This is a genomic window from Eubacterium sp. AF16-48 (assembly GCF_003479405.1).
In the GTDB taxonomy this organism is placed as follows: domain Bacteria; phylum Bacillota; class Clostridia; order Lachnospirales; family Lachnospiraceae; genus Eubacterium_G; species Eubacterium_G segne.
In genome coordinates, this window is the sequence record NZ_QUHB01000006.1 from 14,327 (window position 1) to 28,545 (window position 14,219).

Annotated in this window: 12 protein-coding genes and 1 other annotated feature (1 of these 13 cut by a window edge); of the genes, 1 reads left to right on the forward strand and 11 read right to left on the reverse strand. The window is 35.7% G+C overall.

Features of this window, described 5'->3' with window-relative positions; all coding sequences use genetic code 11:
* Positions 1-72: 72 nt before the first annotated feature.
* The 5 genes from DWW68_RS07930 to spoVAD form a co-directional block, all read right to left on the reverse strand.
* Positions 73-1,443 carry a sodium-dependent transporter gene (locus DWW68_RS07930; RefSeq protein WP_118589317.1) on the reverse strand — a complete coding sequence of 457 codons (1,371 nt, stop codon included), beginning with the start codon at positions 1,441-1,443 and terminating at the stop codon, positions 73-75.
* A 19-nt stretch (positions 1,444-1,462) separates the two neighbouring features.
* Entirely contained in the window at positions 1,463-2,836 is a 1,374-nt protein-coding gene (locus DWW68_RS07935) for a sodium-dependent transporter (RefSeq protein WP_118589318.1), read from the reverse strand.
* Between the two features lie 297 nt (positions 2,837-3,133).
* Positions 3,134-4,468 carry an NADP-specific glutamate dehydrogenase gene (gdhA, locus tag DWW68_RS07940; protein WP_118589319.1) on the reverse strand — a complete coding sequence of 445 codons (1,335 nt, stop codon included), beginning with the start codon at positions 4,466-4,468 and terminating at the stop codon, positions 3,134-3,136.
* A 328-nt stretch (positions 4,469-4,796) separates the two neighbouring features.
* Positions 4,797-5,150, reverse strand: coding sequence for a SpoVA/SpoVAEb family sporulation membrane protein (locus DWW68_RS07945; protein ID WP_118589320.1), 354 nt, complete (start codon positions 5,148-5,150; stop codon positions 4,797-4,799).
* 12 nt (positions 5,151-5,162) lie between these two features.
* Positions 5,163-6,170 carry a stage V sporulation protein AD gene (gene spoVAD / locus DWW68_RS07950; RefSeq protein ID WP_021953858.1) on the reverse strand — a complete coding sequence of 336 codons (1,008 nt, stop codon included), beginning with the start codon at positions 6,168-6,170 and terminating at the stop codon, positions 5,163-5,165.
* 187 nt (positions 6,171-6,357) lie between these two features.
* On the opposite strand from spoVAD, the gene putP reads away from it, so the two are divergent.
* Positions 6,358-7,893, forward strand: coding sequence for a sodium/proline symporter PutP (gene putP, locus DWW68_RS07955; protein ID WP_118589321.1), 1,536 nt, complete (start codon positions 6,358-6,360; stop codon positions 7,891-7,893).
* Between the two features lie 40 nt (positions 7,894-7,933).
* Here the strand turns inward: putP and DWW68_RS07960 are convergent, their stop codons facing one another.
* From DWW68_RS07960 to hydE, 6 genes are all read right to left on the reverse strand, one after another.
* A complete protein-coding gene (locus DWW68_RS07960; RefSeq protein ID WP_147365658.1) occupies positions 7,934-8,248 on the reverse strand; it encodes a sce7726 family protein in 315 nt (104 codons plus the stop codon).
* A 33-nt stretch (positions 8,249-8,281) separates the two neighbouring features.
* Positions 8,282-9,550, reverse strand: coding sequence for a peptidoglycan-binding protein (locus DWW68_RS07965; RefSeq protein WP_118589322.1), 1,269 nt, complete (start codon positions 9,548-9,550; stop codon positions 8,282-8,284).
* A gap of 60 nt (positions 9,551-9,610) precedes the next feature.
* Complete coding sequence (gene ybaK, locus DWW68_RS07970) at positions 9,611-10,099, reverse strand: Cys-tRNA(Pro) deacylase (protein ID WP_021953854.1); 489 nt, start codon at positions 10,097-10,099, stop codon at positions 9,611-9,613.
* A 63-nt stretch (positions 10,100-10,162) separates the two neighbouring features.
* Complete coding sequence (gene hydF, locus DWW68_RS07975; RefSeq protein ID WP_118589323.1) at positions 10,163-11,368, reverse strand: [FeFe] hydrogenase H-cluster maturation GTPase HydF; 1,206 nt, start codon at positions 11,366-11,368, stop codon at positions 10,163-10,165.
* A gap of 18 nt (positions 11,369-11,386) precedes the next feature.
* A complete protein-coding gene (gene hydG / locus DWW68_RS07980; protein WP_118589324.1) occupies positions 11,387-12,808 on the reverse strand; it encodes a [FeFe] hydrogenase H-cluster radical SAM maturase HydG in 1,422 nt (473 codons plus the stop codon).
* A 5-nt stretch (positions 12,809-12,813) separates the two neighbouring features.
* Entirely contained in the window at positions 12,814-13,836 is a 1,023-nt protein-coding gene (gene hydE, locus DWW68_RS07985) for a [FeFe] hydrogenase H-cluster radical SAM maturase HydE (protein WP_118589325.1), read from the reverse strand.
* Positions 13,837-13,982: 146 nt separating this feature from the next.
* Positions 13,983-14,219 (forward strand) — a binding site (T-box leader); it runs 1 nt beyond the window's last position.

Genomic DNA, 14,219 nt, shown 5'->3' on the forward strand with positions numbered 1-14,219 from the left:
GGTTTTTATAAGGTAAACAAAAAAGGATTGCAAAAGCAATCCTTTTTTGTTTACCTGCTAATAAAGCATGACTTAGAAAAACTTATCGTATATTCCAAATCCAAATATAAATAATATTATCAGCGGTAATATATATGTGATGTAAAACCTCATACTGCTACGAAGCTTTAATCCCTTTCCTGTATTAGCTTCAGCTATATAATTATCCCAGCCCCAGCCTTTATTTCTTGTACAAAACAACAGATAAACAAGGGAGCCTAATGGAAGTAAAATATTGCTTACTATAAAGTCCTCAAAGTCCAATACCGTTCCACCAAACACTTCAAATCCCTTCCACTTCAAAACACTATATCCCAAAGCACATGGTAGCGACAAAACCGTTATTGCCACTAAATTAAAAAGGCATGATTTCTTTCTGCTCCAGTTTTTCAGTTCCATATCACAGCATATTATATTTTCAAACACTGCCAATACGGTGGAAAATGCCGCAAAGGACATAAATACAAAGAATAAACTTCCCCACAATCTTCCAAGAGGTATGTGGTTAAAAATATTAGGCAATGTTATAAATATAAGACTTGGTCCCTGGGTCTGATCTACTCCAAAAGTAAAACATGCCGGGAATATAATAAGTCCTGATGTTATTGCCACAAAGGTATCAAGGGCTGCTATATTAATAGACTCTGAAAGTAATGAATGATCCTTTTCAATATAGCTTCCAAATATTGCCATAGATCCTATTCCCACACTTAAAGTAAAGAATGCCTGATTCATGGCATAAACTATTGTTTTTCCTATGCCCACGCTACTCATTCTGCCTAAATCCGGAATAAGGAAAAAGCTTAACCCTTCCTTTGTTCCATCCATAAAGAAACTGTTTACGGCAAGAACAAGCATTATAATAAGTAAAGATGTCATCATTGCCTTTGACACTTTCTCCAGACCATTTTGTACTCCAATGGAGCATACAAAAACTCCCACTACCACAACAATTACCATACAGGTAACCATTACCACAGGATTTTGTTTCATATCATCAAACACACCTGAAATTGCCTGTGCATCAAAACCTGTAAATCTGCCTGTAGCCGTAAGATAAAAATAATATAACATCCAGCCTGCTACTGTGGTATAAAACATCATGATTATATAATTTCCAACCAAGGAAACATACCCATGTATATGCCATTTTGTTCCCGGCTTTTCTAATTGCTTAAATGACCTGACAGGACTTTTTTTACTGGCACGTCCTACCGAAAATTCCATTGTCATAATTGGTATTCCAAGAATCAGTAAAAACAGAATGTACAGTAATACAAACATTCCGCCGCCACCTTGTCCTGCCATATATGGAAATTTCCACACATTTCCAATTCCAATGGCACATCCTGCCGACAATAGCAAAAATCCCAGCCTGGATTTTAGTTGTTCTCTTTCCTGCATATTAAATCCTCATACCTTTCTAGCTAAAAAATTTATCATATATTCCAAAGCCAAAAATAAATAAAATTATAATCGGAAGTATATATGTAATATATAATCTCATTCCATTTCTCATCTTTAATCCCTTACCGGTATTAGCTTCAGTCATGTAATTATCCCAGCCCCAGCCATTTTTTCCGGTACAGAATAAAAGATACACTAAAGAACCCAACGGAAGTAATAAATTACTTACAAGAAAATCTTCAAAATCTAAAACTGTTCCGCCAAATACCTTAAATCCATCCCACTGCCACAAATTGTATCCCAATACGCAAGGAAGAGATAACAGGGTTATTGCTATAAAGTTGACAAAACTTGACTTCTTTCTGCTCCAATTCTTAAGCTCCATTCCACAGCAAATTATATTTTCAAATACTGCCAGCACCGTGGAAAATGCCGCAAAGGACATAAATACAAAGAATAGGCTTCCCCACAGTCTTCCAAGAGGAATATGATTAAAAATATTAGGCAGTGTTATAAATATAAGACTTGGTCCCTGGGTCTGGTCTACTCCGAAAGTAAAGCATGCAGGGAATATAATAAGTCCTGATGTTATTGCCACAAAGGTATCAAGAAAAGCAATATTAATGGATTCACCTAACAATGAACGTTCTTTTCCAATATAACTTCCAAATATTGCCATGGCTCCAATTCCTAAACTAAGGGTGAAAAACGCCTGATTCATGGCTAAAACTATAGTTTTTCCCACACCTACACTTTTCATTCTTGCCACATCCGGTACTAAGAAGAACTTAAGACCCTCCTTTGCCCCGCTCATAAAAAAACTGTTTACGGCAAGAACAATCATTATAATAAGAAGTGCCACCATCATAAACTTAGACACTTTTTCAAGACCGCTTTGAACTCCTATGGAACATATAAAAATTCCAACTGCCACAACAATTATCATACATAATGCCATTATTCCCGGCTGACTTAACATTTCGTTAAATACATTACCAACGCCATCTGCATCAAGTCCTACAAATTTGCCTGTAGCTGTAAGATAGAAATAATATAACATCCAGCCTGATACTGTGGTGTAAAACATCATAAGGAGATAGTTTCCTATAAGTGCCACATAACCATGTATATGCCACTTAGTTCCGGGCTTTTCTAACTGATAATATGCCTGAACCGGACTTTTCCTGCTGGCACGACCTACTGCAAACTCCATAGTCATAATAGGTATTCCTAAAACCAGCAAAAACAAAATGTAAAATAAAACAAACATTCCGCCTCCGCCCTGACCTGTCATATAAGGAAATTTCCATACGTTCCCAATTCCGATTGCACATCCTGCCGATATAAGCAAAAATCCCAATCTGGACTTTAATTGTTCTCTTTCCTGCATTTTATTAACCTCATTTCATTTTAATCTTTTCCGGAATATATAGTGCCTCCTCCCATCGGTCAGCGGCAATTTATCAGAAATATTCAAAAAAATAAACTCCGTCCTTTTTGTTTTCTCCCCATAGTACCTTCTCCCTTTAGTTCAAGATATATTTTACGGGAAGATTTTTATTGTCAACTAATCTAGTTTACTATAATATCTCCATAAGGTCAAAGAAAAAAACAGCCCTTTAATGATTTTCTATGCAACCATTAAAGAGCTGTTAAATTCAGGAAAATTAACTATATTTTATTGTAATTAGCAAACGCCCTGTGCTTCCATAGCTTCTGCTACTTTTTCAAATCCGGCAATATTAGCACCTACTACGTAGTTACCTTCAAATCCGTATCTCTTAGCAGCATCACTGATGTTATGATAAATGTTAACCATAATATTCTGTAATTTAGCGTCAACTTCTTCGAATGTCCATGAAAGTCTTTCGCTGTTCTGTGACATTTCAAGAGCTGATGTAGCAACACCACCTGCATTAGCAGCCTTACCACCAACGAACCATACGCCGTTTTCCTGTAAGTATTCTGTTGCATCAATTGTTGTAGGCATATTAGCACCTTCACAAACAGCTTTACATCCGTTAGCTACTAACTGCTTAGCATCATCGATAAGTAATTCATTCTGTGTAGCACATGGAAGAGCGATATCACATTTAATCTGCCATACTCCACGTCCTTCATGATATTCAGCTGAAGGTCTTGCAGCAGCATATTCTGTAAGTCTTGCTCTCTTGACTTCCTTAACTTCCTTAAGAAGGTCTACATCGATTCCTTCAGGATCATAAATCCAACCTGTTGAATCTGAACATGTAACAACCTTAGCACCCATCTGCTGTGCTTTCTGAATAGCGTAGATAGCAACGTTACCAGCACCTGAAACAACTACTGTCTTGCCTTCCATGCTTTCATTATGGTCTTTCATTAATTCCTGTGTTAAGTAAAGTAATCCGTAACCTGTAGCTTCTGTTCTAGCTAAAGAACCGCCGTATGTAAGTCCCTTACCTGTAAGAACACCTTCATATAATCCACGGATTCTCTTATACTGTCCAAACATATATCCGATTTCTCTGGCACCTGTTCCGATGTCACCTGCAGGAACGTCAGTATCAGCGCCGATATATTTACAAAGTTCTGTCATAAAGCTCTGGCAGAATGCCATTACTTCTCTATCTGATTTGCCCTTAGGATCGAAGTCAGAACCACCTTTACCACCACCAATTGGAAGTCCTGTAAGTGAGTTCTTGAAAATCTGTTCAAAACCTAAGAATTTAATAATACCAATATTTACTGATGGATGAAGTCTTAAACCACCCTTGTATGGTCCGATAGCTGAGTTAAACTGTACTCTGTAGCCTGTATTAACCTGTACCTGTCCCTTATCATCTACCCAAGGAACTCTGAACTTGAACTGTCTTTCAGGTTCGCAGATTCTTTCAAGTAAAGCCTCTCTTCTATACTTATCCTCGTTTGCATCAATTACAGGTCTAAGTGAATTTAACACTTCTTCAACTGCCTGTAAAAATTCCGGTTCACTAGCATTTTTTTCTTTAACCTTTGCTAATACCTCGTCTACATATGACATTTTGTAGTCCTCCTTCTATAACATAATTTTAGTTAATCTCATGTGTTATAAATGCATATTTTTCATGCACCAAAAGCCTTTTATGACATGCTTCCTATTGCACGATTATGATAAAAAACATCATTAATCCAAATTTTAAGACTTCAACACATTACATTGACAAATTATAATATAAAAATTTAATTTTTTCAACCTTTGCCACGCTTTAACTTAATCAAATAAGGTAATTGTGTATTTTGCTTTATATTATTAAGTTTGTATGGAATTATTTTAATTATTAAAGGTATACCTCCGCCCGGACTACATTACAATTTTAATCTTTTATCCTTTATTGCATTTTTGACTTAAAAATAAGGGATGCAAGATACCCGAAAATCAATGCTCCTGATATACCTACCGCTCCTGATGTAAAGCCTCCTTTAAACAATCCCAGAACTCCGGATTCTCCTATGGCTTCCTTCATTCCCTTCCACAAATTATTGCCAAATCCTAACAGGGGAACTGTCGCCCCACAACCTGCCCAGTCGGCAAAAGGCTGATAAAGCCCTATGGCTCCTAATATTACTCCAAGGCAGACCAATCCTACCATAATTCTTCCCGGTGTAAGTTTTGTCTTATTAATAATAACCTGCACTATGGCACATATTATTCCACCTACCACAAAACTTTTTATAAAAATCATCTTTCTCCCCCTTTAAACCTCTATCATAACACAATGTGCAATTCCCGGAACACTGTTTCCCTCATTAAAACTTACAGGTGACATTAACGCTCCTGTAGGAATAAATAAAATTTTCTTAAAGGCTTTCTTTTTAAGCTGCTTAAAGATATATCCTGTAAGAACCGTGGCTGCACATCCACATCCGCTTCCTCCTGCATGGGTATCCTGAGTTCCTGCATCAAACATTTCTATTCCACAGTCCATATGAACTTTTGAAATATCATATCCTTTTTCCATTAACAAATCAAACAATATTGTTTTTCCTACTATCCCTAAGTCTCCCGTAATTATTTTATCGTAATCTCCCGGAGTGGAATTAAAATCCTTAAAATGCTGATAAATTACCTCAGCAGCTGCCGGTGCCATACATGCTCCCATATTTTGTGCATCCTTAACGCCGTAATCCACTATTTTACCTGTAGTTATTCCGGTAATTTTTGCAAATCCTTTTTGCTTGCCCACAACAACTGCCCCACAACCTGTCACTGTCCATGTGGCAGCATATGGTCGTTGGTTACCATATGCCAAAGGAAATCTGAACTGTCTCTCGGCACTGGCGAAATGGCTGGAGGCCACAGCAATAACATTGTCTGCATTGCCTCCCTCCACCGTTATGGCTGCAATGCTTAAAGCCTCTCCTATGGTAGAACACGCACCATATAATCCGAAAAAAGGAATTTCAAACTCCAATATTCCAAATGTGGTAGCTATAAGCTGCCCTAATAAATCTCCGGCAAAAATATATCTTATATCATCCTTAGTCATATTAGACTTAAGTAGCACCTTCTGAATTGCTTCTTTTTGCAAAAGGCTTTCTGCCTCTTCCCATGTTTCCATTCCAAGCATTGGATCCTGTTCTACCACATCAAAACATTTTCCAAGAGGTCCTTCCCCCTCTTTTTGTCCCACAATTGATGCCCCTTCTATAAGATAAGGTGGATTTTCAAAAAGTACACTTTGTTTTCCAATTACCTGCCCCATATGTTTTTCTCCTTATTTTTCTTACTCTTTCCAACTTGTTATTATTATTCCCATTTATCTTTTAAATATGCTTTTCATATATTATTAATAAGGAAAAAAAAGGTTATTTACACTTGCCTTATACAATTATTTCCTATAAAATAGTGCTTAGTTCTATTTTAATAAAATTACAGAGGAGATAAAAATTATGACAACTTCACAAATTGGAATTCTGATTTCCATCATTGTATACATGGGAGCAATGCTGGTTATCGGTTTTTATTTTTCTAAAAAGTCAAACACAACCCACGACTTTTATTTAGGTGGAAGAAAGCTTGGACCTTTTGTTACGGCTATGAGTGCTGAAGCATCAGATATGAGCAGTTACCTTCTTATGGGACTTCCGGGACTTGCATATCTTACCGGTGTATGTGATACTTTCTGGACTATTGCAGGTCTTGCTCTTGGTACATATGTCAACTGGCTTATTGTTGCAAAAAGACTTAGAAAATACACAGTTATTTGTAACAACTCAATAACAATCCCTGATTTCTTTGCTAACAGATATCGTGATAAAAAAGTTCTTAAATGTGTTTCAGCAATGATAATCATTATATTCTTTGTTCCTTATACTGCATCAGGATTTGCAGCCTGTGGAAAATTATTTAATTCATTATTTGGAATTAATTACATGACAGCTATGATTATCAGTGCCATTGTTATTATTGCTTACACATCCCTTGGTGGATTCCTTGCAGCAAGTACCACAGACTTTATACAAAGTATTATTATGACTGTTGCTTTGGCAATTGTTGTATTTTACGGTATTGATTCCGTTGGTGGAATGGATCAGGTTATTGCCAATGCAAAGGATTTACCGGGATATTTCAGCTTTAATTCAAGCTACAACGCAGCTACTAATTCAGCTAATCAGTATGGTATTATTACTATTATTTCTACATTGGCATGGGGGCTTGGATATTTTGGCATGCCACATATTTTATTAAGATTTATGGCTATTGATGATCCTGAAAATGTTAAATTATCAAGACGTATTGCCAGCACATGGGTAGTTATTTCCATGGCTGCTGCTATTTTAATCGGCATTATCGGATTTAGTATGTCAACTGAAGGAATTTTAGGCGCATATGGTTCATTTGACTCAGAAACAATTATTGTTCAGATTTCAACTGTTATAAGTAAACACGGTTTTATTTTCGCCATTGTAGCCGGAATTATTCTTGCAGGTATTCTTGCATCAACCATGTCCACATCAGACTCACAGCTTTTAGCTGCTTCATCTAGTGTTACTGAAAATATGTTAGACGGGGTATTTGGAATTAAACTTTCTGAAAAGAAAAAAGTAGTTGTAGCCAGAGCAACTGTTATTGTTATTTCAATAATTGCCATATTCCTGGCATCTAATCCTAAAAGTAATGTATTCCAGATTGTATCTTTCGCATGGGCAGGATTTGGTGCTACCTTCGGACCTGTAATGCTGTTTGCATTATTCTGGAAACGTTCAAACAAGTATGGTGCCATTGCCGGTATGCTATCAGGTGGTATTATGATTTTCCTATGGAAATATGTTGTACGTCCTTTAGGTGGAGCTTTAGATATCTACGAATTATTACCTGCCTTTATAGTAGCATGTATATTCATTGTAGTTGTAAGTCTTCTTACTCCTGCTCCTGAAAAGGAAATTGTAGAAGAGTTTGAATCTGTAAAAACAGCACAGGTTTAATAGCTTATAAACTTAAAGCAGTAGTGTTTCAATACCAGCACTACTGCTTTTTTTGTTCCACGGTAATTATTCCCCAGTAATCAGGGACATGCTCCTGTATATGATATGCGTGGCTTGTTCCTACCACCACATAATTATAATCATAAAAGTTGTCATAATCCCTAACCTGACGTTTCAGCCTTGCGTAAGTATCTGCATCGCTTTTTATTTCTATACCGTAAATTGCCAAAGGGGTAACCATAACAACGTCTGCCCTTGAGCATCCCATTTTCTTTTCTTCAATTATTCTGTTTGTTAAATAAATATCATCTAAAAAATCAAAAAGGGGTTCCCTTATATCTTTATCGTACAACATAGTGTTTCCTTAAAATTTATGACATTTTATGATTTATCCTCTTGGAATTCCTTCTGCAATTCTGGTTATTCCCACATATATTTGTGAAATTTTATACCATGTGGCAAAATCCGTTATTCCTGTCTGAGGCAAATCAAATATCTTCTGAAAAGCCCTTACTGATGCCTGAGTATTTTCTCCATACACTCCATCTGCCACTAAACGTGGTATGGCTGTATATACCTGGGCAATTGTATCTAGCTGTTCCTGAAGCTGTCTTACTTTCTGTCCACTGGCTCCTATAGTTAAATCATATCCCGGCCAGGATGCCGGTATTCCTGATATTTGTTCAGCAGTATTAATATACATTTCATCTCCGTAGTAATTTCTGATTATTTCCAAGGTGGAATACCCCTGCTCCCCTAAATTACAGGAACCCCACTGACTTAACCAGTTAGGACATTTTACCCTTTTGCCATCACAGTACTGGGTAAGGATTGGCTGCCTTACATCAGGCAATGATAAATACTGATCAAATATATTATCAACTACACGGCTTATGGATTCAAAAATATTTCTTCCGTTAATCCATTTCTGATCATATGCCGTAGAAGATGTAATTGTAAAGTCTTTTCCCTTATTTCTGTACCACTCTGTGTATACACGATTTAATGTAAAAGACATAATTGCCAGAATGTTTGCCTCTAAGGTTGCCTCAGGCCATGTGGCATATATTTCAGAGGATGCCACATTTTTAATGTAATCTTTATATGTTACATAATAATCCTTTGCATTAGAGGATGGCACGCCATCGTGAACCACAACATACTCCGGTATTACCACACGGCTCAATACGATTTCTCCCGGTTCCCCTACATCCTTTATTTCATCCTCGGGAATCTTTGGAGGATATTCGTAATAAAGGGTATGAGGAGGTATATTAATATTTTCTTCCTGAGTTTTCCTTAATTTCACATTTTGAATTGCCAAAGACCTTGGTAGAATTTCCACATTTTCCACATTTTCCACTTCATATCCCGGCGCATCAATTTCCACATCGTAATTTGCGTAAGGCATTTCCTCGTTATTCTCATTTAGACTGTATTCAAGAGGAGGGGCATCTAAATCCACCACCTGTGTCTGCCCTGAAATATCCGTATTTAATTCCTCTATCATGTCTCCGGAATTAATTGGCTGCTCCGGCAAAATACGTGGTTTTCTGATAATAACTCTTGCATCCTTTATTGGAGCATTTTCACTATCTACAATGTTTACCTGTAATTCTCCCTTATCCTGAGTATTAACCTGCATTTTTATCAACATAGACTTAAACATTCCTATTTAATCTATACATTATATGTATGCACTGTAAAATAATTCCTTTTATTTATTATCTGTGGTTATATCTGCTAATTCAAACTTAATTATTTTTTTTAATTCTTCAATGGAAGTTTCTACCTGATATCCTATTTTTCCACCACTAAACATTATTGTATCAAAATTCCCTGCTGTTTCATCAATTGTTGTTCTGAAAAACTTTTTCATTCCAATAGGAGAGCATCCACCATGAATATAACCTGTAAGTCCTAAAAGTTCCTTTGACTTTATCATGTCTATTTTCTTTTCCCCTACACATTTGGCTGCTTTTTTCAAATCTAATTCTTTTTCCACCGGAACTAAAAAAACATAGTGATTGTTTGTCTTTCCCACGGTAACTAAAGTTTTAAATACCATTTCAGGATTCTGTCCTAAAGCATTAGCTACCTCTGTTCCGCTAATTGCCTCTGTATCTGCATAATTGTGCATTTTATACTTAATTTTTTTTTGGTCTAATAATCTCATAACATTTGTTTTATCTTCATTATGCTTCATTATAATCATCTCCCAATGTTTTTATAAAATTATAACATTTCCCATAAATGTTTCAAGATATAACTAAACTTCTATTTTTTCCAGTATTCCTTTTATATAGGCAATGGTTACACCGTAATTTGTCATAGGTACTCCCTGACTTATGGCACTTTCTACTCTTGACATAACATATTTTCTGTTAAACATACAAGCACCACATTGAATTATCAAATCGTACTCTTTCAAATTTTCAGGGAAATCATTTCCACTTACAATGTCTATAGTAAGATTATCTCCTATGCGTTTTTTAAGCATTTTAGGTATTTTTTCCCTTCCTATATCTTCTTCTAAAGGTGCATGACTGCAACATTCCGCTATAAGCACCTTGGAATTTTCAGTCAGCTTGTCTATACACTTTACACTTTCCAAATAGTAATTAATATCTCCCCTAAGGGCTGCAAATAAAACCGAAAATGAAGTAAGAAGACTTTCTTTTGGCTTATTTTCATACACATAATCAAAAACCTGTGAATCAGTAATTATAAGTTTCGGTGCCTCTTTTAGCATATCAAGTGCTTCCACATATTGGTCTGTAGTAACACTTAAAGCCTTACATTTTTTGTCTAAAAGTTCCCTTATAGTCTGAACCTGAGGCAAAATAAGTCTTCCTTTAGGCGCCTGAATATCCTGAGGCATAACAAGCAAAACCATATCTCCCTTTTTTACCAGATTTCCCGTAATGGTTCTTTCTTCTTCTAAACTAAGACTGAATAAGAATTTTTTAAAATCGCCCATTCCTTCCTTTGTTTTTGCAGACAGTTCAATAATTAGGCAATCCTTTATTTTATGTGTTATATATTCCTTTAAATTTCCGGTATTTTCATTTAAATCAATTTTATTTATAACAAATATTACCGGTGTATCTTTTTTTCTAAAATAGTTATACCACTTAAACTCACCATCATTTAAACTGTCAAAATCATTAATTTCCGAAGAAATAACTATTATGGCAACATCTGACTTTTCAGCTGCTAATTTCGTTTTTTCTATTCTCCTTTTTCCTAATTCACTTTTATCATCAAGACCGGCAGTATCTATTATGACACAGGGACCAATGGGATTAATTTCCATTGGTTTGTAAATCGGATCAGTAGTTGTTCCTGCTACATTTGCCGTTATAGATACATTCTGCCCTGAAAATGCATTAATAAATGATGACTTTCCTGAATTGGTTCGTCCAAAAACTCCTATGTGAATCCTGTTAGCTGACGGTGTACTGTTTAAAGTCATTTTTCCTCCATTAATTCCTTAAAATCTGAAATCTCTTTTGCCATCCTCTATATCGTGAATATGATTATAAGCAATTTGTCTTACCTTTTCGTTAGGAATCTTCTTTAATTCCTCTTCTATAAGTTTCATTCCCAATTCTCTTGTATCATCTTTAGCGTAATCCTCAAGGTATTCCTTTAAAGTCATAAGGGCATTAGGATGACAACAGTTTAGTATCTGCATATTTTTACACAATGCCATAAATCTGTCTCCTGTTCGTCCCTCCCTGTAGCAGGCGGTACAAAAGCTTGGAATATATCCTAACTTTATAAGCCAGTTTACTACTTCATCAAGACTTCTTGTATCACTTACATCAAACTGTTCTGTGGTGAGCTCCTCTTTAATTTCAGGCTTATCATAGCCCCCTACGCTGGTTCTTGAACCTCCGCTGATTTGTGATACTCCAAGAGGCAGTACCATTTCTCTTACCTTCTTACTTTCCCTTGTGGAAATAATCATTCCCGTATAAGGAACTGATATTCTTATTAAAGCACATATTTTGGCAAAAATATCATCACTTATTCCATTATCAAATACATCCGGATCAATATCATCAGCTCTTTTTATTCTTGGAACGCTAATGGTATGAGGCCCCACACCAAACACTGCCTCTAAGTGTTCTGCATGCATTAGCAGACCTGCAAACTCATAGCGGTACATTTCCAGTCCAAACAAAACTCCCAGACCCACATCATCAATTCCACCTTCCATTGCCCTGTCCATTGCCTCGGTATGGTAATTATAATTATGCTTTGGACCTGTAGGATGCAGCTGTTCATAGCTTTTCTTGTGATAAGTTTCCTGAAACAAAATATATGTTCCGATTTCTGCTTCTTTTAATTTTCTGTAATTTTCTACCGTGGTAGCTGCAATATTTACATTTACACGACGTATTGCCCCATTTTTATGTTTAATTCCATATATGGTTTTAATACACTCTAATATATATTCAATAGGATTATTAACCGGGTCTTCTCCTGCCTCAATGGCAAGTCTTTTATGTCCCATATCCTGCAATGCGGTAACTTCCTTGACTATTTCCTCCTGAGTCAGTTTTTTTCTGGCAATATGCTTATTTTTCATATGATAGGGGCAGTAAACACACCCGTTTACACAATAATTTGATAAATACAGTGGAGCAAATAAAACTATTCTGTTTCCGTAATAATCCTGCTTTATTTCATTTGCCAGCTTATACATTTCCTGTACTTTTTCAGGTATGTCACAGGCTAAAAGAACAGATGCCTCTCTATGATTTAATCCTTTCTTTTTTGATGCTTTCCCTAAAATTTCATTAATTAATTTAATATTATTTTTATTTTCATCAGCATATTTTAATGTTTCCCTTATTTCTTCATCTGAAATAAACTCATCTGCATTTAATGATTTTACGTTATACATTTATGTCACACTTTCTTATTTTTAATTGGAACATAATCTCCTCTGTCAGTGACTATGTTATATCCTATGCTTTTTATTCTTCCATCAAGGCATCCCCGGCACTCTGCCACCTCTTCTCCTGTACAGATTTTGTTATCATATAAAGCATATTTTTTTCTTACATTTACAGGAGACAAATTAGGCATTACTACATTAGCTCCTGCTAATATTCCCATTTCCCTACCCATGGGATGAATGGTTCCTAATGCTGTAGTTGCAGGAAGCAGCACATCTGGCTTCATAATTCTTATAATACTTAAAAGTCTAAGGGTCATTTCAAGAGAACCTGCCCTATAATTTTTAAATTCCGTGTCTTTATGTGGAATAAAAGGCCCGATTCCCACCATTTCCGGCTGTAAATCCTCAATAAACCGTAAATCCTTATATATGGATTCCATTGTCTGATAAGGCGAACCTACCATAAATCCACACCCTGTCTGATATCCTATTTCCTTTAAATCATACAAACATCTCTTTCTGTTTTCAAAAGACATATCATCTGGATGCAATCTTTCATAATGCTTTTTGTCTGCTGTTTCATGTCTTAAAAGATATCTGTCTGCACCGGCATTAAAAAACGCTAAATAACTTGCTTTTTTCTTTTCTCCTATGGACAATGTTACTGCACAATCCGGATATTTTTCCTTTATTGAAGACACTATTGCACAAACCTCATCATCAGTATAATAGGCATCCTCTCCTCCCTGTAGCACAAAAGTTCTAAACCCTAATTGATACCCATTATCACAACAGTTAATTATTTCCTTCCTGTCAAGACGATATCTGATAGCACCTTTATTTTCCCTTCTTATTCCACAATAATAGCAATTGTTTTTACAGTAGTTAGTAAATTCAATAAGCCCTCTTGTATATATTTTTTTACCAAATATATCATCTGCTATTCCCCTTGCTTTTTTCTTAAGATTGTCTGTTACTTCTTCATTTTTAGTTGTAAGGAGATAGTTTAACTCTTCTATTTTTAAATTCATAATTACATACTTTTCTCATATTATTAATTATGGCAATTCGTTAGCCATGACTAATTATAGCACAAAATAAAGAATAAAAATATTGCATTGTTAAATTTAGCATTGACTTTTATTTCTTATGGGGATATGATTATTTTTGTTAATATTTAAATGCAGTGACGGAAAATAGTAAACTCATTCACGGTTTCAGAGAGAGAATGGCTGGTGAAAATTCTTACACGGTTTGTTTTGAAGCAGTTCCTAAGCAGCAGTTACGAACAGATTTTATCTTATTAGTTTCTGACGTTTTCCCACGTTACAGGGATTCATCATAATTGTGATGACTGAGTGCAGGTTTAATCCTGAATTTAGGTGGTAACACGGATTTGATTATTCGCCCTAAG